General features: G+C 63.4%; 21 protein-coding genes, 1 tRNA gene and 1 pseudogene. 14 read left to right on the top strand and 9 right to left on the bottom strand.

Features of this window, described 5'->3' with window-relative positions:
• Positions 1-185: 185 nt before the first annotated feature.
• From CFB50_RS00145 to egtB, 5 genes are all read right to left on the bottom strand, one after another.
• Positions 186-569: a hypothetical protein gene (locus tag CFB50_RS00145; RefSeq protein WP_089444710.1), complete on the bottom strand. Its 384-nt coding sequence runs from the start codon at positions 567-569 to the stop codon at positions 186-188.
• 189 nt (positions 570-758) lie between these two features.
• Complete coding sequence (locus CFB50_RS00140) at positions 759-1,013, bottom strand: hypothetical protein (RefSeq protein WP_089444709.1); 255 nt, start codon at positions 1,011-1,013, stop codon at positions 759-761.
• 43 nt (positions 1,014-1,056) lie between these two features.
• The gene (locus CFB50_RS00135) at positions 1,057-1,359 is read right to left on the bottom strand and encodes a hypothetical protein (protein ID WP_089444708.1); all 303 of its coding nucleotides are present in this window, start codon (positions 1,357-1,359) and stop codon (positions 1,057-1,059) included.
• 294 nt (positions 1,360-1,653) lie between these two features.
• Positions 1,654-2,667: an L-histidine N(alpha)-methyltransferase gene (egtD, locus tag CFB50_RS00130; protein WP_089444707.1), complete on the bottom strand. Its 1,014-nt coding sequence runs from the start codon at positions 2,665-2,667 to the stop codon at positions 1,654-1,656.
• The gene (egtB, locus tag CFB50_RS00125) at positions 2,651-3,874 is read right to left on the bottom strand and encodes an ergothioneine biosynthesis protein EgtB (protein ID WP_089444706.1); all 1,224 of its coding nucleotides are present in this window, start codon (positions 3,872-3,874) and stop codon (positions 2,651-2,653) included. Before egtB ends, egtD begins: the two co-directional genes overlap by 17 nt.
• A 551-nt stretch (positions 3,875-4,425) precedes the next feature.
• Between egtB and CFB50_RS00120 the strand changes: the two genes are divergently transcribed.
• From CFB50_RS00120 to tnpC, 5 genes are all read left to right on the top strand, one after another.
• On the top strand, positions 4,426-4,902 hold the full coding sequence (locus tag CFB50_RS00120) for a carboxymuconolactone decarboxylase family protein (protein ID WP_069246718.1): 477 nt from the start codon (positions 4,426-4,428) through the stop codon (positions 4,900-4,902).
• Positions 4,902-5,783, top strand: a complete 882-nt coding sequence (locus CFB50_RS00115) for a sigma-70 family RNA polymerase sigma factor (RefSeq protein ID WP_089444705.1) — start codon at positions 4,902-4,904, stop codon at positions 5,781-5,783. Before CFB50_RS00120 ends, CFB50_RS00115 begins: the two co-directional genes overlap by 1 nt.
• 151 nt (positions 5,784-5,934) lie before the next feature.
• Positions 5,935-6,411, top strand: a complete 477-nt coding sequence (gene tnpA / locus CFB50_RS00110) for an IS66-like element accessory protein TnpA (protein WP_144020614.1) — start codon at positions 5,935-5,937, stop codon at positions 6,409-6,411.
• Positions 6,387-6,737 carry an IS66 family insertion sequence element accessory protein TnpB gene (gene tnpB, locus CFB50_RS00105; protein ID WP_027810102.1) on the top strand — a complete coding sequence of 117 codons (351 nt, stop codon included), beginning with the start codon at positions 6,387-6,389 and terminating at the stop codon, positions 6,735-6,737. The genes tnpA and tnpB overlap by 25 nt, the downstream gene beginning before the upstream one ends.
• A 31-nt stretch (positions 6,738-6,768) precedes the next feature.
• Complete coding sequence (gene tnpC / locus CFB50_RS00100; protein WP_089444703.1) at positions 6,769-8,325, top strand: IS66 family transposase; 1,557 nt, start codon at positions 6,769-6,771, stop codon at positions 8,323-8,325.
• A gap of 72 nt (positions 8,326-8,397) precedes the next feature.
• Here the strand turns inward: tnpC and CFB50_RS00095 are convergent, their stop codons facing one another.
• Both CFB50_RS00095 and CFB50_RS00090 read right to left on the bottom strand, forming a co-directional pair.
• Complete coding sequence (locus CFB50_RS00095; RefSeq protein ID WP_069246716.1) at positions 8,398-8,901, bottom strand: DUF2628 domain-containing protein; 504 nt, start codon at positions 8,899-8,901, stop codon at positions 8,398-8,400.
• Positions 8,902-9,209: 308 nt separating this feature from the next.
• Positions 9,210-9,286 (bottom strand) — tRNA-Val (locus CFB50_RS00090).
• A 588-nt stretch (positions 9,287-9,874) separates the two neighbouring features.
• On the opposite strand from CFB50_RS00090, the gene CFB50_RS00085 reads away from it, so the two are divergent.
• From CFB50_RS00085 to CFB50_RS00055, 7 genes and pseudogenes are all read left to right on the top strand, one after another.
• Entirely contained in the window at positions 9,875-10,129 is a 255-nt protein-coding gene (locus tag CFB50_RS00085; RefSeq protein WP_069246715.1) for a hypothetical protein, read from the top strand.
• Positions 10,130-10,271: 142 nt separating this feature from the next.
• Entirely contained in the window at positions 10,272-10,988 is a 717-nt protein-coding gene (locus tag CFB50_RS00080) for a hypothetical protein (protein ID WP_144020613.1), read from the top strand.
• A gap of 179 nt (positions 10,989-11,167) precedes the next feature.
• Positions 11,168-13,942 (top strand): type VI secretion system Vgr family protein, encoded by a 2,775-nt coding sequence (locus tag CFB50_RS00075; RefSeq protein WP_089444702.1) that lies wholly within the window; start codon positions 11,168-11,170, stop codon positions 13,940-13,942.
• A gap of 2 nt (positions 13,943-13,944) precedes the next feature.
• Positions 13,945-15,522 carry a hypothetical protein gene (locus tag CFB50_RS00070; protein WP_089444792.1) on the top strand — a complete coding sequence of 526 codons (1,578 nt, stop codon included), beginning with the start codon at positions 13,945-13,947 and terminating at the stop codon, positions 15,520-15,522.
• On the top strand, positions 15,519-16,592 hold the full coding sequence (locus tag CFB50_RS00065; RefSeq protein WP_069246712.1) for an Imm72 family immunity protein: 1,074 nt from the start codon (positions 15,519-15,521) through the stop codon (positions 16,590-16,592). Before CFB50_RS00070 ends, CFB50_RS00065 begins: the two co-directional genes overlap by 4 nt.
• 88 nt (positions 16,593-16,680) lie before the next feature.
• A pseudogene (locus CFB50_RS00060) lies at positions 16,681-17,519 on the top strand (Imm72 family immunity protein).
• Positions 17,520-18,200: 681 nt separating this feature from the next.
• Positions 18,201-18,761 (top strand): hypothetical protein, encoded by a 561-nt coding sequence (locus CFB50_RS00055; RefSeq protein ID WP_256978635.1) that lies wholly within the window; start codon positions 18,201-18,203, stop codon positions 18,759-18,761.
• 248 nt (positions 18,762-19,009) lie between these two features.
• On the opposite strand, the gene CFB50_RS00050 is transcribed toward CFB50_RS00055, so the two are convergent.
• Positions 19,010-19,768, bottom strand: a complete 759-nt coding sequence (locus tag CFB50_RS00050; RefSeq protein WP_069246710.1) for an anti-sigma factor family protein — start codon at positions 19,766-19,768, stop codon at positions 19,010-19,012.
• Entirely contained in the window at positions 19,765-20,286 is a 522-nt protein-coding gene (locus tag CFB50_RS00045; RefSeq protein WP_089444700.1) for a sigma-70 family RNA polymerase sigma factor, read from the bottom strand. Before CFB50_RS00045 ends, CFB50_RS00050 begins: the two co-directional genes overlap by 4 nt.
• A 156-nt stretch (positions 20,287-20,442) precedes the next feature.
• Here CFB50_RS00045 and CFB50_RS00040 point away from each other — a divergent pair, with 156 nt between their 5' ends.
• Positions 20,443-21,537 carry a catalase family peroxidase gene (locus CFB50_RS00040; protein ID WP_069246708.1) on the top strand — a complete coding sequence of 365 codons (1,095 nt, stop codon included), beginning with the start codon at positions 20,443-20,445 and terminating at the stop codon, positions 21,535-21,537.
• On the top strand, positions 21,537-22,067 hold the full coding sequence (locus tag CFB50_RS00035; protein WP_069246707.1) for a cytochrome b: 531 nt from the start codon (positions 21,537-21,539) through the stop codon (positions 22,065-22,067). The genes CFB50_RS00040 and CFB50_RS00035 overlap by 1 nt, the downstream gene beginning before the upstream one ends.
• Positions 22,068-22,581 lie beyond the last annotated feature (514 nt).

Here is a 22,581-nt window from a genome sequence, read left to right as displayed (position 1 = left end):
GCGCCTCGCGCCGAATTCCCGTTTGTTAACCGCGTGTAAGCGATCCGTATGCGCGCCCGTCTGAGGCGCGGTTACGGCTGGTTGCAAATCGGGTCGGCACGATGTTTTCGCGCGACAGCCGCGTTGCATTCCCGCCATGGAAAAAGGGCGCCGAAGCGCCCTTCCATCACGTTTGCACGCTGCGCTTAAAGCGTGCGGCCGAATGCGTGGTGATGCGAACGATGCGTGGACGTCGACGCATGCGTGGTGTGGCCATGCGCATGTGCGTGCGCGTGACCGCGGCCCGGCTGCGCGCCGGCGCGATCGGCGATCGTGTCGGAGCGGTCGGCCGCGCGCGACAGGCCCTTGTCGCGGTCGCCCGCGTGCATGCCGTTCGAGTTGCTCAGCGCGTGGCCGCTCATGTGGCCGGCGGACATGCCGCCTGCATTACCGCCCAGGCCGCCTGCACCGTGACCTCCGCCGCCACCACCGTTTCCACCGCCATTGCCGCCGGCTGCGGCATACGCGGACACCGTGCCGAGCGCGAGTAGCGCGGCCATCAGTACGGACAGATATCGTTGCTGTTTCATCTTGTGCTCCCTGGAGCGCGTTCGTGTGACTGCATTCTATGAACGCGCCAGATTCGCGCCACGCGACGTTGTAAATGATCGTAACGATACGTGCGGCGCGCATTCGTCAGATCAATCCGGATCGTGCGTGGACGGGGGAACGAGGCAGGCGGGCGCGGCGCCGCAGCGCCGCCCCGGTGACGATGATGCTTACTGCGCCGGCTGCATGCCCTGCGCGGCGGCCTTGTGTTGCGCGGCCTGCTCCTGCGCCTGCTTCTTCGCCATGTGGTGGCCGACGATACAGCCGCCAACCGCGCCGACGACCGCGTGGTGCCCCGCATAGTGGCCGGCCACACCGCCGACCACCGCGCCCTTCATGCAGCCCGCCGCGTGCGCGCTGCCGATGGTGGCAAGCGCAACGATGGCCGCGGTGGCACCCAGCCTGATGTGTCGAATGGGCATCATCTTTTCATTCTCCTCGTGTGGCGATCAAGTCGAGCCGCTTCGCTCAATCCCAGCGGCCGCCGCGCCAGCCGCCGCGATCGCGCCACTCGTGCTCGCGCCATTCATGGCGACGCCATTCGTGTTCGCGCCATTCGCGCCGACGCCAGCCGTCGCCACGCCAACCGTCGTCGCGATAGCCGACCGGCGCGTACATGACGGGCGGAGGCGGCGCCACGTAGACGGGCGCCGGCGCCGCATAGGCAGGTACACCGATGCCGACCGACAGGTCGACGTGGGCCGATGCGACGCCCGAAGCTGCCAGCGCCGCTACACCGAGAACTGCACCGAGAATGAGTTTCTTGTTCATCTCGCAACTCCCTGCACGTGTCGTGCGTCATGTGAATACGGTTCGGAGTCTAGGCACCGGACGCTGACACAGGTGAAACGGGTATGCGAGACAGGTAACGGACGTTTACGGGTTCCCGCAAAGCCTTGCGGGACAAGGAAGAGGCGGCACTCCAAACACCGTTGCAGCGGTGCATCGGACCGGTAAAAACGGGATTTTCGGCACGAACCCGCGCAATCGACACACGCAGGCGCGTGCCTGAATACGCCGAAAGCGAACCGCCCGCACTTGATGCGAGCGGTCCGCAAGCGCGCATCACGCGCGGATATCGTCGACGCTGCGCAGCCAGTGCACGCTGAACAGGTTGTCCGTGTCGGTCCACACGGTATCGGGCGCGAATCCTGCGCGGCGCGCGATCGCATGGAAGCCGTCGATCGTGAACTTGTGCGAATTCTCGGTGTGGATGCGCTCACCGGCATCGAAGCGGAACGCGTGGCCGCGTACGTGCACGGTCTGCGCGATGTCGCTGACGAGATGCATCTCGATGCGCTGCCGCACGCTGTCGTAGAACGCGCAATGCGAGAACGCGTCGACGTTGAAATCCGCACCGAGCTCGGTGTTCGCGCGCACCAGCAGGTTCAGGTTGAATTGCGCGGTCACGCCCTGCGCATCGTTGTACGCATCGTGCAGCGTGCGCTCGTCCTTCACGAGATCCGCGCCGACCAGCAAGCCGCCGCCACGCAGCAGCCGCGCGGCATCACGCAGGAACGCATCGGCTTCTTCCGGCGCGAAGTTGCCGATCGTCGAACCGGGAAAGAAGCCGATGCGCCGCGCCGGTGTCGCGGTCAGCTCGGCCAGTTGCTCGGCCTTCGTGTAGTCGGCCGCGATCGGTGCGACGTCGAGCCACGGATACGCGGCACGCAGCCGCGCGGCGGCGCCGTGCAGGTAGTCGGCCGAGATATCGACCGGCACGTAGCGCGCCGGCGCGTTCGCATAGTTGCCCGCGAACGCGTCGAGCAGCACGCGGATCTTCTCGAGCGAGCCCGCGCCGAATTCGACGAGTTCCGCATGCGGGCCGACCCGCCGCACGATCTCGGCCGCGCGATCGCGCAGGATGCCGAGCTCGGTGCGGGTCGGGTAATACTCGGGCAACTCGCAGATGCGATCGAATAGCGTGGAGCCGGCCGCATCGTAGAAGTATTTCGGCGGAATGCTGCGCGGCGTACGCGACAGCCCGTCGATCAGGTCGCGCTCGAACGCGCTCGGCCGCGAATCGCGGGCGGGTTGCTGGCCACCGCTCGTGGCCGTCCGGTCAGACGTCTCGCGCAAGTCGCACTCCCGTGAATTGCCAGCGCGCGGCCGGCGGAAAGAAATTGCGGTACGTCGGCCGTTCGTGCCCGGGCGGCGTTGCGATGCTGCTCCCGCGCAGGACTTGCTGGCCAACCATGAACTTGCCGTTGTATTCGGCGGCGACCCCGACGAGCGGCCGAAAGCCCGGGTACGGCTCGTAGGACGAGCGCGTCCATTGCCACACGTGCCCGAGCATCTGCCGGATGCCTTCGGCGGGGAACGCGGCTTCCCATTCGAATTCGGTCGGCAGGCGCGCGCCGGCCCATTCCGCATACGCGGCCGCTTCGTAGAAGCTCACGTGGCACACCGGCGCGTCGGGTGCGAGCGGCTCGACGCCGTGCAGGCCGAACGTGCGCCGCACGCGCGTGGCGGCCGCATCGTCGTCGTCGGGCATCCAGTACGCGGGCCCTTGCCACCCTTCCCGCTGCACCGTGGCCCAGCCGTCCGACAGCCAGAACTCGGGGCGCGTATAGCCGCCATCGGCGACGAACGCCGCGAATTCCGCATTCGTCACCAGGCGGTTCGCGATCTCGTACGGCCGCACGAGCGCCGTATGGCGCGGCCGTTCGTTGTCGAACGAGAACGCCTCGCCGTCGTGGCCGATCTCGACGAGCCCGCCCGGCTGGTGCAGCCAGTGCTGCGCGCCGGCGTCGCCCGCGGCCATCGCGCCTGTGTCCGTCCCGTTGCGCGGCCGGAATGCCGGCTTCAGCGGGTTGCACGAGAACGCATGCAGCATGTCGGTGACGATCAGCTCCTGATGCTGCTGCTCGTGATGCAGGCCGAGCACGAGCTCGGGCGCGATCGTCTCGAGCAACGCCGCGTCGGCGCCGGCCAGCGCGCGCAGCATCGCGTCGTCGACGTATTGCCGGTACGCATGCACCTCGTCGAGCGACGGGCGCGTGAGCAGCCCGCGTTGCGGCCGCGGATGGCGCGGGCCGAGCGCTTCGTAATAGGAATTGAAGAGGAACTGGAATGCCGCGTTGAATGGCGCGTAGCCGGGCACGCGTCGCATCAGCACGACGGTTTCGAAGAACCAGGTCGTATGCGCGAGGTGCCATTTCGTCGGACTGGCATCGGGCATCGACTGCACGGCCTGGTCCTCGGCGGACAACGTCGCGGTCAACGCGACGCTATGGGCGCGCACGTCCTGGTAACGGCGCTGAAGCTGTGATGCAAGGAGGCTCATCGGTTTACCGTCCACGTCGCGATTCGCTGCGTTGCGTGTTGCCGGAAAAAGGAAAGCCTTGCGCGTGATGCGCGCGGCTGACGTGCGACCTGCTGCTGCGTCGTCGGGCAGCCGGCGCGCGCGCCGGGCCGCGGATGCGGCGTCACTTCATCTGCCCATGCAGAATAGTATGGGCCAGAAATGTGAATGTTGCTGACCGAGATGCGGATGAAACGGCAGATAAATGTAAATGAAAGCAACCGATCACCTGCCAATTGCTGACATCAGCGCGTATCGAGGGGCATGCGTCAGCCGTTGAGATCGACACGCCGCGGACGTTCGCGCGGCCATGATCGTCTCCCTGACGTGAATGCGGAATCGTCTGACCAGCACGGGCGCGCGAAGCATGCTCGCCGCGTTCATTGCGTTCGACGCGCACCCTGCCCGCCCTGGCCCTGCGGCCTTCCACGTCGATCCGCTCGCCGGTTTCGAAAAAAATTTCGCGTCGATGTCACACACGCGGGGGGCTCGCTCGTCATATCACCGGAACCCACACGAAAAGGAGAAGGACCATGACTGCGAAACTCAACCCGTTTGCCGCCGCGCCTGCCTTGATGAAGCACTGGATGACCGTCTCGGTCGCCGCCGCGCAGAGCCTCGAGCCGACGCTGGTCGAGCTGGTCAAGATCCGCGCATCGCAGATCAACGCATGTGCGAACTGCATTAACATGCACACGGCCGAAGCGCGCGAGCAAGGCGAGACCGAGCAGCGCATCTACCTGCTGTCCGCGTGGCGCGACGCGCCCTGCTACACCGACCGCGAACGCGCGGCGCTCGGCTGGACCGACGCGCTCACGCGGTTGTCGGAGGGCCACGCGGCGCACGAAGCGGCCTATGCGGCGCTGAACGACCACTTCAGCCAGGAGGAACAGGTGAAACTCACGCTGATGATCAACGTGATCAACGGCTGGAACCGGCTTGCGGTCGGCTTCGGCCTGTGGATCGAGCCGGCCGATGCAAAGGCCGCCGCCGCGAAGATGGTGGCCTGATGCCGAACCTCGACCCGGCCACCGGCAGCGCCGAAGCAAGGGCCGATGCGGCGGCGAGCTTCGACCCGCTGCGCCGCACGCTGATCCGCGTCGCGTACCGGATGCTCGGTTCCGTTGCGGATGCCGAGGACATGGTGCAGGAGGCGTTCATCCGCTGGATGGACGTCGACCGCACCGAGGTGCGCGTGCCTGAAGCGTTCCTGCGCCGCATGGTGATGCGCATGTGCCTCGACCAGTTGAAGTCCGCGCGGCACCAGCGCGAGACCTATGTCGGCCCGTGGCTGCCCGAGCCGGTCGTCGAGGAAGACGAACAGGAGGACGTCACGCTGCCGCTGCTGCTCGCGCTCGAACGGCTCTCGCCGCTGGAGCGCGCGGCGTTCCTGCTGCACGACGTGTTCGGTCTCGAGTTCGACGAAGTCGCCACGACGATCCAGCGCGACCCGGCCGCGTGCCGGCAGCTCGCTGCGCGGGCCCGCACGCATGTGCGCGAGGCGCGGCCGCGCTTCCATGTCGAGAAGCAGCGCGGGATCGAATTGGCGGAGGCGTTTTTTGCGGCATCACGCAGCGGCGACATGCGCGCGCTCGGCGCGATGCTCGCCGAGGACGTGAGCCTGCACGCGGATGGCGGCGGCAAACGCCCGGCCGCGGGCATACCGGTGCTCGGCTTCGAGCGTGTGATGAAGGTGCACGAGTACCTGGCCAGGCTGTTCGCCACGCATGCGTCGAAGCTCGTGCGTGCGGGGTTCATCAACGGGCTGCCGGGTTTCGTTACGCAAGAAGCGGACGGCGAGCTGCAGACCACGGCGCTCGAGATCGAGGACGGGAAAATCGTCGCGATCTATGTCGTGCGGAATCCTGACAAGTTGAAGCATCTGCATTGAGTGCGGCGGGATCACGCGTCGGGTGCCGCGCGCATGCGCGGCCGCGATACGACCTGTTTCTTCGTAAGCGCTCTTTGATTGACGCCATTGCACGGCGAGGCTGATTCACCGAGGCTACGTGTCCATGTTCAATGAGCGTGGACAGGTGTGCATGAACGAGCAACGCGGAGGTTTGCAGAGCCGATTGGTGGTCGATCGCAAGCGAGACGGACGGCGTAAGTACGACGAGGATGCGAAGCGCGAATTGATACAGGCGTGTCTGAAGCCCGGGGTGTCGATCGCGCGGACGGCCATGGAGCACGACGTCAATCCAAACCTCGTTCGGACGTGGATTTCCAAGTATCAGCGCGAACAAGCCGCGGGCGAGATAGTCAGCTCCGTGACGGAGCCGTCACGAGAGGCTCGCGTCGAACTGCCGGCGGCTTGCGTGCCTGAGGAATCAGCCTTTATGCAGGTCGTCACCTCCGCGGTTGCTCCCACTCCGACTAAATTGGCTGCGGCATTCTCACTGAATGTGCACCTGCCAAACGGCGTTTCCTTAGAATTGGGCCCGGCGAACTTCGATGAACTGACGGCCGTTGTGCAAATGCTCGGGAGGCTGCCATGTTCCGGTTCGACGAAGGGCTGAAGGTTTATCTGCATCGCGATCCAGTCGACTTCCGCATGGGCATCAACGGACTGTCGATCCTGGTCGAACAGGCGATGCGCCTGAACCCGATGACCTCGGCGCTGTTCGTCTTCGGCAACCGCCGGCGCGATCGAATCAAGATTCTCGGCTGGGGCGGCAACGGCTTCTGGTTGCTGCTCAAGCGACTCGAAGCCGATCGCTTCATCTGGCCGAACGGAGGCGACACAATCACGCTCAGCGCCGAGCAATTGCACTGGCTGCTCGACGGCATCGACCTGGCCGTGATCCAGAAGCATCCCCAGCGATATTACGCGCGGATGAGCTGAACACCGCGCGGGTGACATGGTCTAATCGGCCATGCCGAACAGCCCCGTCATGCCGAGTGTTGAGGAATACCAGGCACTGCTCGCCGAACGCGATGCGCTGCGCGGTGAGCTTCGACTCGTGACGGCCCAGCGCGATCTGGCCGAAGAGAAGCTGCGGGCCTACAAGCACGAACTGTTCGGTGCATCGAGCGAGGCGCGCCATGCCGACCAGCTCGGCCTGTTCAACGAAGCAGAGGCATTGGCGGCGACTGCCGACGCGCCCGCGCGTGAAGACGTGCCCGGCACCTCGGTCGCCGCCCACACGCGCGGCAAGCGCGGGCGCAAACCACTCAATCCGAGCCTGCCGCGCGAGGTCGTGCGGCACGAGTTGCCAGAAGCTGAACGATTCTGCGCGCACGACGGCCACGCCCTCGTCGAGATTGGCGTAGAAACGAGCGAACAGCTCGACGTGATTCCCGAGCAAGTGCGCGTCGTTCAGCACCAGCGGGTCAAGTACGCCTGCCCTTGCTGTGATCTCGGCATTAAGGTCACGCCAGCGCCGACGCGCATCATCCCTCGCGGGCTGCTCACGGAATCCGCGCTGGCGTGGATCATCACTGGCAAGTACCAATACGGCATGCCACTGTATCGCCAGGCCACGCTGCTGCGTCGCTTCGGCGGCGACATCTCGTCGAACACGCTGGCCGCTAGCGTGGTGCGAGTGGGGCTTGCTACGCAGCCGGTGATCAACCTGATGCGTGACGCGCTGCTCGAATCCGACCTGATCTACGGCGACGAGACAACGTTCCAGGTGCTGAAGGAACCGGGACGAAGGCCGCAGGCAAAGAGCTACCTGTGGGCGCAGGTCAACGGCTCAGGGCCGCCCGTGCGGATGTTCTCGTACTCGCCGGGACGTGGTGCCCAACATGCGCAGAAGCTCTATGCCGGCGTGCAGCCCGGCACTGTGCTGATGACGGACGGGTACGAACTCTATAACGGCATCGCCCACGATCACCAGCTCGTGCATCTCGGATGCTGGGCGCATGTACGCCGCGGCTTCATCAAGGCCGAGGAGTCGGTGCCGAAAGCGGCACGCTCATCGGATCTGCTGGCGACGCGCTTCGTTAAGCTGATCGGCAAGCTGTTCACGGCCGAGGCGCGAAGCGCGAAGTGGACGCCTGAACGCCGGCAGCGATTGCGTACCCGATACAGCGCCCGAGCGCTCTCCCTCGTCGAATGCATGATGGTCGAGCATCTGCCCGCCGTCGTGCCGTCGAGTCTGCTCGGCAAGGCGCTGCAATACATGAGCGGGCAATGGCCCAAGCTGGTCCGCTACATCGAGAACGGCAACTGGCCACTCTCGAACAACCTGTGTGAAAACGCGATCAGACCGTTCGTCGTCGGCCGCAAAGGCTGGCTGTTCTCCGACACTGTCGCCGGCGCGCAGGCCAGCGCCAATCTGTACTCCCTCGTCGAGACGTGCAAGGCGAACGGCATCGAACCGTATCGCTACCTCGTCTGGCTGTTCACGAAGCTGCCTCTCGCTGCAACCGCCGACGACTACGCGGCCCTCATGCCATGGAGCATGCCTGCCACTCCCAACCTCTGATGGGTGTCGTTAAAAGACCGCATACGTTTCTTCGCCCTGCCGCCCTGCTTTACCGGCCGCCGGCTCCTGCGATCAATACGTCCCGGCCACGATGTAGATCAGGAAGCCGAGCAACGGCGTTGCTATCGCAAAACCGGCGGCCGCGAGCCAGTTCGTGCCGCCCTGCGCTTCCAGCAGCGCGAGCAACGATTCGCGGGACGTCGCGCTCGGGCGCAGCTTTTCGATCCTGCGTTCGACGTGCGTCCTGTAGAGGCTGTTCCCGCACCAGCCGAGCGTGACCGCGATCCCGATGGTGACCGGGTCGAGCGTGCTCGATTCGAAGTATTTCGGGAAGAACAGCAGCTCGACCAGCGTGATCGCGAGCGACGCGCCAAGGACGGCCGCCGCCTGCCAGTACATGCATCGATACGCCATCCACACCGGGCCCAGGAAACAGGCTGCCCAGTTCCACGACTGCCGGTTCTTTCGCGACGCGGCGATCTCCCACTTCCTTTCGAACCAGGCGGCTTTCTTGCCGACATAAGCGGCGATCTCGTCGTTGCTCGCGGATGATGTGGCGGTCGTGACGTCGGACATGGTCGTGTGCTCTCAGTCGCGCGGATCGCGCGTCGTTGTTTTGATGTGTGGGAAATCGGGCGACGGTCGGAACAGCCGCTTCGATGCGCACACGATTCTACGCGCGGCGCAGTGGCCGTTGTATGGCGGATCGAGGTGTCGGTGAGGAACGATGCGATGCCGCGGATCGCGCAACGCATCGGGGCGACAGGCGTTGTTTCGGCCGGAAAAAGAAAAACGCCACGCGATGTTGCCGCGTGGCGTTTGTATGTTGGCGAGCCGCATTGCCTGTAGGCAAGTTGTGCTGCCAGACCCCTTCATTTGTTCGTTGGTAGGCTCGATTGGATTCGAACCAACGACCCCCACCATGTCAAGGTGGTGCTCTAACCAACTGAGCTACGAGCCTAAGAAGCCGCGAATTATAGAGAGGGTTTTTGAGGAGCACAAGCCCCTTCGTGAAAATTTTTTGAATCGAGGTGCGCGGACGCCGACGATCGACGTGGGCTGGCGATGCCGGGAACGTTGGCTTCACCTGTTCGCATCACAGCAAAACGCGTCCATGCGCTGTGATGTTATCCACATTGCCCTCTGGATAACCATCCGGCAAGCCTCTGGATTCACAGTGGAGCGATTGAGGATATGTCGCCGCGGCTGTGAATCGACGAAAAGTTGTTCTGTGCTGCCGGGAGCTGTTCACGTCGCGCACCCAGGGTTATGCATTCTGCTTCCCGTCGAGAATTCATGGGGTTAGGGACGTTATCCACTGTGAGGCACAGGGTTTGTTAACTATCACTACGTATGTATACGAACTCTGTTAACACCTTTGGATAAGCACAGTCCGTCGACTGTGATCCGCGCAGGATATGCACTGCGTGCGGTGATCGGATGAATGAAGCGGCGAGCTGTGAGACGCATCGGACGATGCATGTGCAGCTGTGTCTGTAGAATCGCCGGCATTCAGGATCCGAAGGCCTGGCGCACAGGCTCGCGACAGATGAGCGATTCCTCGTTGACCCGGCTCGACGCACTCGATATCGATGCTGTCGTACACCGGTTGCAGCAACATCCGGGCGACATCGTGTTCGAGCAGCGCGTATCGATGCCCGAAGCCGATGTCCTGTGTTGCCGCTACAAAGGCGAGCGATTCAACGTGAAGTTCGATCTCGACTATGGGGTGTTCGTCGATCGCATCGGGAAGCTGTCCCGCAAAGACATCGACGATATCGCCAGGTGGTTCGCCACGATATGAACCGGATACGCCGAGACGTCCCGGTAAAAGATCGATTCACTGACCGCGTTGCAGCGCTGCGAAGAATCGATGTTTTCCGCGACGAGATGAACCCAGGCAAAAAGCAGGGCGATACCAACGATGCTCGCAAGGGGAGCCAGTGATGGGACCGATTGTTTGCCATCGGCACGGGCTCAACGTTGTCAGAATGACCTCGGAGCGTGTCCATGCACGCGTCCGGGTGCGCGGCCAGTTTGCGCCCGGGGAACTGGTCAAGGTCTCGCTCGACCGGCCGAAGTACAGCCGTGAAATGTGGGTGCTGCGTGCCGAGTTCGACGAACTTGAAGTCGAAGCGTCGTTCGTCGGGAACGTTGCCCATGTCACCGCGTTCCCGAAAATTGCAGCGCTCGAGCGTTTGCGGGCCTATGGCTGCTCGACGTGTGTTGACGAGTTGCTCGTGCGGTCCGGTGAAACACCACGTGAGCCCAGGTCGCTGCAGCAGGCATTCGACACATCCGTCGTCGCGGCCGATGCGACACGGTCGGAGGGTTTCATGCGATGCGAGCTTCACGGGTTGATCTCGCCGGTACCGACATCGCCTGATATCGAAGCAGCGATCCTGTCGACTGACGGGATTCGCGATTGTCGTGTCGTGCAGGTGACCGATGGCACGACGAGGCATGAGCTGAAGTACTGGTTCAGCGAAGCGTTTCTGCATCAGGTGCTTGGGCCGGGAGGCGGGGTCGAGGATTCGGCGCTCAGAATCGCTGACGAGGAAGCGTTCCGGATGCTGTGGAATGCCGGCGAACCCGTGTGCCGGTACTGCCTGCGCGAAACGTTGAAACGCAGCGGCCTGGGTGACGACGGCACACCAGCCTGAACCGAACGAAGCGACGACGGCCGGGGCGATACATGCGACGGATCACCCCGCGCGGGTTGCTGTCATGTCCCTTTTCCTGGTCCGACGATTAGCCTTAATGCCCTGATTAAACGGTAGAATCTCGCGCGACTGAGTCATAGACACCATCCGAGGGTGCTGAAATAAAAAAGGGCTGCATCATGAACGTGCCGGACATCTACGCCGCGCTTCGCGGTGGATTGCTTCAGCAGGACCGCTTGCTCAAGTTGGATACGCCGCTGGGCGCCAACGTACTCGCCGTACAGCGCGCGATCGGCCGATCGCGGATCGGGCGGGACTATTCGTTCACGCTCGACGTCGTCGCGGGCACCGACGATCTCGAACTCAAGAAGCTGATCGCCCAACCGGCCACGCTGTGGATCCAGCAGGCGAACAATGCGTACCGGCCCGTCAGCGGCTACATCTACACCGCGCGCCGGCTTGGCGCGAACGGCGGGGTGACGACCTATCAGCTGGAACTGCACGCGTGGATGCATGTGCTGCGGTTCCGCCGCGACGAGAAAATCTGGATCGACAAGAATGCAGAGGAAATTATTTCCGATGTGCTCGGCATGCATCCGGAAGCACGCGGACGGTTCCGGTTTGCGTTGTCGCAGCCCCTGGAGAACCGGTCGAATACGCGGCAAAGCGAGACGGACTGGAACTTCGTGCACCGGCTGATGGAAGACGAGGGGCTGTACGGCACGTGGCAGCAGGCCGACGACGGCAAGTCGCACACGCTCGTCATCACCGACAACCTGCAGGCGCTCGTGCCGCTGTCGCCGGAAACGCTGCGCTTCTACAGCGGCGGCGTGGGCAGCGACGCCGACGCATTCACGCAATGGTCGGGTACGCGCACGCTGCAGAGCGTGACGCGAACGACGCGCACGTTCGACTACAAGAATCCCTCGCAGTCGGCGAACCCCAAGGGCACGTCGCTGCCGACGATGGGCGGCCAGGGCGAGCTGCCGGATCAGCTCGAGGTCTACGAATACACGGGCGCCTACACGTATCTCGACCAGTCGCGCGGCGACCATCTGACGAAGGTGCGGATGGAGGAATGGGAGTCGCAGGCGAAGCGCTTTCATGGCGCGGGCGGGGTGCGCGCGATCGATGCGGGCCGGCGCTTCACGCTGGCCGATCATCCCGCGCACGATCGCGATCCCTCTGATCAGCGTGAGTTTGCCGCGATCGGCGTTTCCTGGTGGATCGAGAACAACTTGCCCGTCTCGGGCACCGACTCGGATTTCCCGCACAGCCTGGGTCGCGCGCTCGATCAGGTGCGCGCGCGATACGAAAATACCGCCGGCCTTCAGGTATCGCACGACGACGGCTCGACCGGCTTCTATCTCGTCGAAGTCGAAGCGCAACGCGTGAGCATGCCGTATCGCAGCCCGTTCGAGCATCACAAGCCGGAGATGCACCTCGAGACGGCGATCGTCGTCGGGCCGCAGGGCGAGGAGGTCTATACCGACGAGTTGAACCGGATCCGTGTGCAGTTCGTGTGGGACCGGTTGAATCCGGGCAACGAGAACGTGTCGTGCTGGGTGCGCGTCGTGCAGTCGGATACGGGTGGCGGCTACGGCGGCGTGCACGTGCCACGCATCGGCGAGGAAGTGCTGATCGACTACGTCGGCGGCGACTGCGACCGGCCGCTCGCGGTCGGGCGCGTGTACAACGGCGCGAACCAGCCGCAGTGGCATACCGACGGGATCCTGTCCGGGTATCGGTCGAAGGAGTATTCGGGCGGCGGTTACAACCAGCTCGTGATGGACGACGCGACCGGGCAGAACCGCGTGCAGCTGATGAGCAGCAGCGCGAACAGCTTGCTGCATCTGGGCTACATCATCGACCAGAACGGCAATTCGCGCGGGTCGTACCTCGGCAGCGGGTTCGACCTGCGCTCGGATGCGTATGGCGCGGTGCGGGCGAGCCAGGGCCTGTACGTCACCACCCATCCGAAGGCGGCGAACAGCCAGCCGCTCGACGTGAAGGAAGCGCAGCAGCAGCTCGTGACGGGCGAGAGCCTCGTCGAGGCGATGTCGGGTGTAAGCGAGCAGCATCAGGCGGAAAGCCTGAAGGACGCGCAGGACACGATGCGCGCGTTCACGGATGCGACGCAGGACAGCGCATCGGGCAGCGCGGCGGGCGGACGAACGGCCGGCGGGGGCATGGGTAGCGCGAATGCATTCAAGGAACCGGTGATGCTGTTCGGCAGCCCGTCAGGGATCGGGATGTCGACGCAGCAGTCGGTGCATGTGGTTGCGAACGATCACGTGAACGTGGCGAGCGGGCAGAGCGTGCACATTGCGGCGGGCAAGTCGCTGATCGCGAGCATCGGGCAGAAGCTGAGCCTGTTCGCGCAGAACGCGGGGATGAAGCTGTTCGCGGGCAAGGGCAAGGTCGAGATCCAGGCGCAGGCGGACAACATCGAGGTGACCGCGCAGAAGGCGGTGAAGGTGGTGTCGTCGACGGATCGGATCGAGATCGCGGCCGATCAGGGGATCCTGCTGACGAGCGGCGGCGCGTACATCCGGATCCAGGGTGGAAACGTCGAGGTTCATGCGCCGGGCAAGGTCGACATCAAGGGTGCGTCGCATACGTTCGCGGGGCCGACGAGTCTCGCCTATCCGTTGCCGGCGCTGCCGACTTCCGTGCATGCGGCCACGCTGCAATACCAGTATCACGACAACGAGCCGGTGCAGGGCGCGAAGTACATCGCGACGCTGTCCGATGGCGCCACGCGCGAAGGCGTGCTGGATTCGCAGGGGCGGATGCATCTGGAGAACGTGCCGGCCGGCGCGATCAAGGTCGAACTCGGGCCGGACGCGCGCCCGTATGCGCGCAAGGATACGACCGCCAATCCCGACTACAAGGGAGAAAGCCTCTCCGAAGCCGACATTGACGCAATCATCAACAAGCACGGGGGAGCGTGAGCGTGAGCTGGACGATCGAGGATTTCAAGGCAACGTCGCTGGAGGTCGGGCAATGGTGCTGGGGAACGCTGGAAGGCGCATTCAACGAAAAGCAGACCATCAGCCAGATCATCGTCGATGCCGCGATCGGCATGGTTCCGCTCGTGGGTGACGCAACCGCCGTTCGCGACCTGCTGGCCGTCAGCATCGGCATGAGCCAGGATCCGGCCAAGCGCGACGACAAGATGCAGCGCTTGCTGCTGGTCGTGCTCATCTTCGCGCTGATCCCGGTCGTGGGTGGCGTCATCAAGGGGCTCGGACGCTTGCTGCTGAAGGTCACCGGCGATGTCGCGAAGGATGCCGAACTGCTCAAGGCGGTCGTGCAATTCCTGAACCGGATGGGGCACGGCGACGCGCCGAAGTGGTTGAAGGCGCTGGACTTGACCAAGTACCAGGCGCTGGTCCTCGGGAAGCTGAAGGACTTTTGCGCGGGCATACGAGTTTCCATTAGTCGTGTGCTCGAGGCAGGCGTCGGCAGGTTGCTCCCGGACAAGTATCGCGCCGCGCTCGAGCGCGTCAGCAGCGGTTTTCACGCGATTCAGGATATGGCCGACAAGATCGTCCCGGAGGCGATCAAGGAGCTGAACGCGAAGCTCAGGGTGCTGCAGAACATGGTCTATCGCGGCGAGATGCACGAAATCGCGACGGGCGGCGCACCGAAGATCGCGCGCGAGGCAGAGGCGTATCTGCAGGAGCGCAAGTTTGCCCGCGATATTCGTCGAGGTCGTTTTCCGTCCGAGGAGTGCCTGGCGAACAAAAGTGGCGAGGCGCGGCTCAAGGCGAAATACGGCAAGAAAATTGCCCAGGGTTGGCCGAACATCATCGACCGGAAAGGCAAGATGCCGCTATACGGCGATAAGGATGTGTTTCTCGACATCGCGTCGTTCAGCGGCCCGATCACGGCGCTGAGTGCGAAGGAGCTCGCTGGCAAGAAGGTGTATCGCGTGTTCGGTAACCCGTCCGAACTTGCGACATGGGAGGCCGGCAGTTCGGCGGGCGGCCGGAACCCCGCGTTCTGGGGCGTCGGCGAGCCGCCGAAGAGCGCGGAGGAGTGGCGCAGGCTCTCCGCGGTGCTGGATACCTGGAACGGCAACGGGTTCATCGTCGTCATGCAGTTGCCGCACGATTTCGGCGAGCGGATGCCGACGGCTAATGCGTGGGCCGGAAAGATTGCCGAACAGTATGGCACGGCGACGCCCGTGCAGTATCTCGAAGGCGGCGCCGATCAATTGGTTGTCGACTTCGGCGCACTGTCGGCGTTTGTGACCGAAGAAGGGAACAAGATCAAGAAGCAATTCGAGAATTTCACCGGGCACGCGGATCTGCACGTCAAGCAAGAGTACAACGGCGTCAAGATCGAGTTTCACAAGACGAACTGGGAGAATGTCGAGAAGGTGTACGGCTACAGCAAGTACGAGGACAACATCCACTACTCGACGAAGACACGCCGGCTGGCGGGTGATGAAATCCAGACCAAGGCAACCAACAGTAAAGTGACTGCAGCGACTCGATCGGCAGCGAACAATGAAGGTCAGAGATGACGGATACGATCAAGCAGGACGACATGACGGATGACGCGACGCGGCGCAGGATTTTCTGGCTGCTTCAACGTCTGACCAGCTATTCGCTCTGGAAGCGCAAGCGTGATGCGTTTGCGATCTTCGCAAACGAATACGAGCACGCGGTGAAGACTTGGCCAGAAGACGATTCTGAGCGCGTGCCGGCAGACAATTTGCCGACCATCTTCGAGATTCTCGCCGCTTATGATCGAGGATTGCCCGAATTGGCCCGCGGGTATCGGTTTGTCTGGCAGCGCGGTGAGCCGCTGCAATACGCGATCGATCGGTACAACCATTTGAACGCGTATTTCTTCCCCCATTACGATTACTGGGATCGCGGTGCGCAGGCTGCCCCCTATCCGCCGAAGGTCGACGCGCTGGCTCAACTGCTACATGCGTCGGAATACCAGATAGAGTATGCGCCGTTTGAGCCGCCACCTTTGGAAGACTACGTCGCACAACTGACTTCGATAGATTTGCTGCTGTCCCCGCATGCATACGAGCACAGCTTCTACACCCTTCCGTATCCCGTGTTTCCGATGGATTTGCCGGAGGTTCCTGAGCCAGTCGGCCAGGTGATCAAGTCCGGCGACAAGGTGCCTTGCGACGGTATCTGGGAACCCGTTGCCGTCGAGCAATCGAAATTGCTGGGTATCGTGCCGGTCGGCAATCGTAGTTTGCGCGGCAATGGCTGTTTCAATTATTTCATTCGGGACATCCGCGCACCGAACTTCAGCGACGATGACACGGGAGAGGTCTTCAAGACGCACTGGCGACTGTTGTGGGAAGACAAGCGATACGCGGACGGCGTCATTCCTGACGAATCGCAGTATTTCCTTGAGCCGCCGGCGCCGCAGCCGGACCGGGAAACCGTCACGCAGGTCCGGACCGGCGATCGCTGCCCGGTTTCAGGCGAATGGCAGACGGCCGAGTACGGTGGCAAGACGCTGCACGTCGAAGCCGGCGCGGCGATGCCGGACATGCTCGTCAGGGACAATCTCGGCGAGCTCAAGGTGCACTGGGTGACGTGGCATCTGGTGAAGCGTTCGTAGTGCGGGCGGGCGGCGACATCCAGACCAAGATGATCAACAACAAAATGACCGCAACGACTCGATCGACGGCGAATCGCGAAGGTCGGCGATGACGGACACGATCAAGCTGTACGACATGACGGACGACGCCACTCGACGCAAGATTTTCTGGCTGCTTCAACGTCTGACCAGTTATTCGCTCTGGAAGCGCAAGCGCGATGCGTTTGCGATTTTCGCGAACGAATACGAGCACGCGGGTCCGAGTTGGCCCGCGGGCAGCGGTTCGTCTGGCAGACCGGCGAGCCGCTGGAATACGCGGTCGATCGGTCCAACTATTTGAACGCGTATTTTTTCCCCCACTGCGACTACTGGGAGCGTGGCGCGCAGTTCGCCCCGTATCCGCCAAAGATCGATGCGCTGGCCCAACTGCTTCACGCATCGGAATACCAGATGGACCATGTGCCACTCGAGCCGTCGAGGTTGAACAACGATCTGGCGCAACTGCGCTCGGTGGGGCTGCTGCTGTCCCCGGACGCATACAGGAGCACCTTCTACACGGTTCCGTATCCGGTGTTTCCGGAGGACTTGCCCGAGGTTCCAGAACCAGTTGGCCCGGTGATCAAGTCCGGCGAGAAGGTGCCTCGTGACGGCATCTGGGAGCCTGTTGCCGTCGAGCGATCGAAATGGCTGGGCATCGTGCCGGTCGGCGAACGCAGTCTGCGCGGCAATGGCTGCTTCAATTACCTCATTCGGGACATCTGTGCGCCGAACCTCAGGGACAACGAGATGAGAACGCCCGTCAAGACGCACTGGCGATTGTTGTGGGAGGACAATCGATATGTAGACGGCGTTATCCCGGACGAATCGCAGTATTTCCTGGAGCCGCAGCAGGTGCCGAAGATGAGCCCGAACCCGCAATATCCGGGCAACGTCATGAGCAAGCCGTGAACGAGAAGCACGAACGCTATATGAGCGGTGCCTCGATTTTGCATACCGCCGAGGTTCGGAGACGATGAAGGTAGTCAGCCCTCATATGTGGATAACCAGGCACAAAACGATGCGAAACGCTGTGCGGGCAAAAGGTGAGCGTGTGCCCGGATCATAAGCTGGGCGCGACTGAACGGAGAGAAGCAAGCCCTGAGCACGAGGTGCATGCGGAACGTGCATCGGGTTTCGTGCGCTTGTCCACAGCGCGCATGTGGACAACCCGCACGCCCAACCAGTCGAATCGCTGTGCGTCGGACAGGTGAGCACCATGCATTCGACCATGCGAATCAGCCCGAACGTCTTGTCTGACAGGGATTGTCCGGAATAGCGCAGGCGATGTGGAGCGTGTTCGCACGATCTGCCGTGATGGAATGCCTTGTGGATATCGAGCCGCCAACGCACTCGAAATCCTGTGCATTCAATGGGTGAGGGTACGCGAATTCGGCGAGGAGGTTCGCGTTACTTCACGGGTCGTGGATATCGCGCTTCCATACAACTCGACGTCACGATTCCCGGTGCGGTTCAGATACCGACTCGGCTAGCGTCGCGAGAGAAGGCGGCATAGAGCAGGACAAAGTCGCACAGCGAGGATGATCGTTCGCTATGCTGCCGGTGACAACGCACCGATTCCCTCCGATACACATGAGCGCAACTGCACGGACCATTCTCAAGGCCATTCTGAGCATCCCCATTGCCTTTGGGCTCGCCTATCCCCTTGTCTATCCCTCCGAAGACGGGGGCGTTCTCGGCGAAATAGCGGTGCTTGGAACAATCGGAAGCATCGTCGTCATCGCGGTTTTCCTGGCGCTGGTCTATGCCTACGCGAGCGACCTCAGGACTACCCTGAAATCGGTCAATCGAGGATCGCGTGCGGCTGAACCCAACAGCGTCTGGCTGATGTTCCTCTTGCCCTACAACTTCATCGAGGACTTCTTCATTATTTCCAACGTTGCGAAGTCTCTGGAAGCGGAGTCTCGTATCAATCCGGCTCTGTCGGGGTTGCGCTCGTTCGGCCGGATCAGCGGCATCGGGTGGTGTCTTGCCCAGGTTCTTTCGTTGATACCCAATACCATTGGCTCCATCGCTGGCGGCGTCGCGGTTTTCCTCTGGGTTTGGCACTGGGTGTTTGTGCGCCGAACGAACAAGATGCTTGCCGGCAGCCAGGTCCCGGTGGCGACTCTACCTGGACGGACAGGATCGTAGCCCGCCTTGGAAGGCGGATCGCTTACGTGTGATCGATGTGGATATCCTGCTCCACGGCGACTCGAAACCCTGTGATTCCAAAGGTGAGGGCACCGGCGTGGCCTCGATGTGCATAACAGCCAGGGAAAGTCAGTCGAAACGCTGTGCATTCGAGTGGTGAGCGTGCGCCCATTCAAGCCCGCCGGGCCGCCCCACCAAAGGCGCTGGCGGCTACCACCAACCGCCAACCGGGCGCGCATCCTGCTACTTCAAGTCTGCCGATCGAGCGCCTGCACGACCGCTTTCTCCCCGAGACTCCCGGCCGGCCCGACCACCGCATAGTTGAGCCCATTCACCGATCCATATCGCGCGAGCAACGCACCATCCACGCGTTGCCCGGCCGGCAACAGCCGATGTTTCGATTCGGCCGGCCGGAGATAGAAGCTCAGCGTCCGTCCGGCCTCGTCCTCATAGAGCACCATCGCAGCGGTAGCGCCGCTGTCTGTCGTGAACAACCGGCCGCCGACCGGCCTGAACCCCGCCGCACTCAAATCCGGCAGCTTCGCTGATGCGCCCACGCCTTTGGTGAGCCATCCCTGCAAATCGCCCGCACCGGTCGGCCGGTAATCGACCTTCGCCGTCCGATCGACCACCATCATCTGGTAAGCCTTGACCGCATCGCTCATCGGCGCGATGGGCGGCGCCGCGTTCCACCCGCGCGCCTGCCATCCGCCGAACGTCCCGAGCCCGACGCAAAACACGAACGAAGCCGCCATTGCGAACCGCATCCGCGAGCGCTCCGCCCGCCGGCCGCGAATCGCCGTCGGATCCAGCGCCGGGTTGTCCGCCGGCATTCGCACGCTCTCAAGCGCGGCCCGCAACCGCTGCGCATCCTGCTGCCATTGCTTCACCTGTTCCGCGCGTTCAGGATGCAGCGCGAGATAGCGCTCGACCGCGGCACGCGCATCGTCGTCGAGCTGGCCGTCGACATAGGCCTGGAGGTCGTGTTCGTTCGGAGGCGTGTTCATTTTTTCATCAAACGCAAAGAAGGAGCGGGGAGCTCGCCGTCGCTCAACTGGCGCAGCGCCTGGCGCGCGCGGGAGAGCCGCGACATCACGGTGCCGATCGGCACCTCAAGCAGGTCGGCGACTTCCTGATAGGTGAAGCCTTCGACCGCGACGAGCAGCAGCAGGCTGCGCTGCTCGTCGGAGAGCCGGCCGAATGCTTCGAGCGTCGCGCGCGCCGCGAATTCGCGTTCGGCGGAGGGCCAGTGCGCGTCATCGTCGTCGCGGATGCGCCCAAGCAGCCACGCGTAGCGCTTCGCGCTGCGCTTGCCGTCGAGAAACTGCCGGTACAGGATCGTGAAGAGCCAGCTGCGCAGCGAGGCGTCGTCGCGGCGGCTCGTCCAGCGCGACAGCGCGCGCTCGAGCGTCGACTGGACGAGATCGTCGGCTGCGTGGACGTCGCGCGCGAGCCAGAGCGCGAAGCGTCGCAGCCTGGGGATGAGTTCGCGCAGTGCGTCGTCGTCGAGGGCGGTAGAGGGCATGGCTAGGCCGGTTGCCGAATGGGTCGAGATGCCACGTAGGACGCCGGTCGGCGCCGCTTATTCCACCAGCATACGAAAAAACTTTTCTTGGAATAAAGCGGCGCGGGCGGCGTCCTACGCGGGTTCGACAATGACCTGACGGTCGGGAGCCTATATATGGAGCGATCTTCTTCCTCTTCTTCGCCGCAGCGCGAGCCCGGGCGCGGGTGGTGGCGCTGGGCCGCGATCGGCGGCGCGGTGGCCGGCGTGGCCGTGGCGTTCGGGTATGTCGGCGGCTGGCTCGCGCCGGCGCGTCTGACCCCGCACCGGGTCGTCGATGCGTTGCAGACGGCCGGCGGCGGCATTCACCCGGGTTTCCGGCGCAATCACGCGAAGGGCGTGTGCGTGACCGGTTACTTCGAAGGCAACGGCGCCGCGAGCGCGTATTCGGTCGCGCCATTCTTCAAGGCGGTGCGCACGCCGGTGGTCGGGCGCTTCGCGTTGCCGGGCGGGAATCCGTATGCGCCCGACAGCAGCGTGCCGATCCGCAGCCTCGCGCTGAAGCTCACCGCGCCCGATGGCGAGCAATGGCGCACCGGGATGAACGCGATGCCGGTGTTCCCGGTCGCGACGCCGCAGGCGTTCTACGCGCAATTGCTGGCGACGCGAGCCGATCCGAAGACGGGCAAGCCCGATCCGGCGAAGGTGAAGGCGTTTTTCGGTGCGCACCCTGAGACGGCCGCGTTCCGCGAATGGGTGAAAGGTGCGAAGCCGAGCGCGAGCTACGTCACCGAAAGTTATTACGGATTGAACGCGTTCTACTTCGTCGACGCGGCGGGCAAGCGCCAGGCGGTGCGGTGGCGCGTCGTGCCGGAGCAGACGGCCGGCGCCGGCGACGTCGCAACGGCGGCGGACCCGAACGTGTTGCAGCAGGACGTGACGCAGCGCATCGCGGCCGGTCCGCAGAAGTGGAAGCTGCTGGTCACGCTGGCGGCGCCTGGCGACCCGGTGGACGACGCGACGAAGGTCTGGCCTGCACAGCGCACGACGCTCGATGCGGGCACGCTCGTGCTCGACCGCGTGGAGGCGCAGGACAGCGGGCCGTGCCGAGATGTGAATTACGACCCGACGGTGCTGCCGCAGGGGATTCAGGCGTCGGGGGATCCGTTGCTGGCGGCGCGGTCGGCGGCCTATGCGGATTCGTATCTGCGCAGGACGAGTGAAGAGGCCGGGGTAGCGGGCGTGGCGCGATTGAGTGGGGAGGGACGGTGATGAAGGCTTCGACGACGTTTGGCTTGCCGGCGCGGGTGCTGCACTGGGTGATGGCCGCGATGATCATCGCGATGCTGTTCATCGGGGTGGGGATGGTGGCGTCTGTCTCTGAGCGGCATGCGCTTCTGGTGGCGATCCACAAGCCTCTGGGTATTGCCGTGCTCGTGCTGGTTTGCGTGCGGATCGTGGTGCGGGTTCTGTCGAAGCCGCCGGCATTGCCCGAGGATCTGCCGTGGTGGCAGAAGGTTGCCGCGCGCGGGTCGCATCTCGCGCTGTATGCGCTGATGCTCGCGATGCCCCTGATCGGGTGGGCGATGCTGTCGGCCGGCGGGTATCCGGTGACGTTGGGCGGTGGTGTGCAGCTGCCGGCGATCGTGGCAGCGGATCCGGTGACGTTTGCCTGGCTCCGGGTCGCGCACCGGGTGCTGGCGTATCTGTTCTTCGCGACGTTCCTCGCGCACTTTGCCGCTGCGCTGTATCACGGGCTGATTCGCCGGGACGGCGTGGTGAGGGCGATGGTGGGGCGGTGAGCGGCGGAGGATTGAGCTCGATGCGGCGGGGCGGTTCACGGGCGACCGAGGCTGCTTCTGCCGTGTCGCTTATATAAGACTATTCGAGAGGTTCGGCGACCCCCGGCACCGCATGTCAAAATAATTTCACAAAAGGGGTTGCGGAGACTGGGGCAGGTGCTTAGAATCACGCCTCTTTCGCGCTAACGGAAACGCAGCGCGGGGGAAAAAGAGAAGTGGTGCTGTTGATGTCGGTTTTAACGACTCCAGCGCAAACGGAATAAAACCGCAGTCGTCGCAACGAAGTAGTTAAAAAAGTTGTTGACGGATTTAAAAAAACGGTTCATAATCTCGCTTCTCTGCTGCTGAAAACGCAGCGCTGCTGAGAAACACGAAGTTCCTCGCAGAAATGCTCTTTAAAAATTAACAGCCGATAAGTGTGGGCGCTTGATGAAAGCGAGCTGATCCTCGGATCAGATAGCGAAAGTATCAAGAGTCTCACACTAAAGTAAGTCAGGTTTATGAAGTGATTCAT

The organism is Burkholderia sp. AU33423 (assembly GCF_002223135.1).
GTDB classification, from domain to species: Bacteria; Pseudomonadota; Gammaproteobacteria; order Burkholderiales; family Burkholderiaceae; genus Burkholderia; species Burkholderia lata_D.
The sequence above is the reverse complement of the archived record's forward strand: the minus strand, read 5'-3'. Positions and strand labels throughout refer to the sequence as shown.

Excerpts from the sequence above, each read along its gene's own strand:
- CFB50_RS00095 (WP_069246716.1), bottom strand. The coding sequence starts at position 8,901 with ATGTCCGACGTCACGACCGCCACATCATCCGCGAGCAACGACGAGATC.
- CFB50_RS00050 (WP_069246710.1), bottom strand. The coding sequence starts at position 19,768 with ATGAACACGCCTCCGAACGAACACGACCTCCAGGCCTATGTCGACGGC.
- CFB50_RS00075 (WP_089444702.1), top strand. The coding sequence starts at position 11,168 with ATGAACGTGCCGGACATCTACGCCGCGCTTCGCGGTGGATTGCTTCAG.
- CFB50_RS00080 (WP_144020613.1), top strand. The coding sequence starts at position 10,272 with ATGGGACCGATTGTTTGCCATCGGCACGGGCTCAACGTTGTCAGAATG.
- CFB50_RS00140 (WP_089444709.1), bottom strand. The coding sequence starts at position 1,013 with ATGATGCCCATTCGACACATCAGGCTGGGTGCCACCGCGGCCATCGTT.
- egtB (WP_089444706.1), bottom strand. The coding sequence starts at position 3,874 with ATGAGCCTCCTTGCATCACAGCTTCAGCGCCGTTACCAGGACGTGCGC.
- CFB50_RS00040 (WP_069246708.1), top strand. The coding sequence starts at position 20,443 with ATGGAGCGATCTTCTTCCTCTTCTTCGCCGCAGCGCGAGCCCGGGCGC.
- CFB50_RS00045 (WP_089444700.1), bottom strand. The coding sequence starts at position 20,286 with ATGCCCTCTACCGCCCTCGACGACGACGCACTGCGCGAACTCATCCCC.
- CFB50_RS00135 (WP_089444708.1), bottom strand. The coding sequence starts at position 1,359 with ATGAACAAGAAACTCATTCTCGGTGCAGTTCTCGGTGTAGCGGCGCTG.
- tnpC (WP_089444703.1), top strand. The coding sequence starts at position 6,769 with ATGCCGAACAGCCCCGTCATGCCGAGTGTTGAGGAATACCAGGCACTG.
- CFB50_RS00055 (WP_256978635.1), top strand. The coding sequence starts at position 18,201 with ATGAGCGCAACTGCACGGACCATTCTCAAGGCCATTCTGAGCATCCCC.
- CFB50_RS00115 (WP_089444705.1), top strand. The coding sequence starts at position 4,902 with ATGCCGAACCTCGACCCGGCCACCGGCAGCGCCGAAGCAAGGGCCGAT.
- tnpA (WP_144020614.1), top strand. The coding sequence starts at position 5,935 with ATGAACGAGCAACGCGGAGGTTTGCAGAGCCGATTGGTGGTCGATCGC.
- CFB50_RS00145 (WP_089444710.1), bottom strand. The coding sequence starts at position 569 with ATGAAACAGCAACGATATCTGTCCGTACTGATGGCCGCGCTACTCGCG.
- CFB50_RS00065 (WP_069246712.1), top strand. The coding sequence starts at position 15,519 with ATGACGGATACGATCAAGCAGGACGACATGACGGATGACGCGACGCGG.
- tnpB (WP_027810102.1), top strand. The coding sequence starts at position 6,387 with ATGTTCCGGTTCGACGAAGGGCTGAAGGTTTATCTGCATCGCGATCCA.
- CFB50_RS00120 (WP_069246718.1), top strand. The coding sequence starts at position 4,426 with ATGACTGCGAAACTCAACCCGTTTGCCGCCGCGCCTGCCTTGATGAAG.
- CFB50_RS00085 (WP_069246715.1), top strand. The coding sequence starts at position 9,875 with ATGAGCGATTCCTCGTTGACCCGGCTCGACGCACTCGATATCGATGCT.
- CFB50_RS00035 (WP_069246707.1), top strand. The coding sequence starts at position 21,537 with ATGAAGGCTTCGACGACGTTTGGCTTGCCGGCGCGGGTGCTGCACTGG.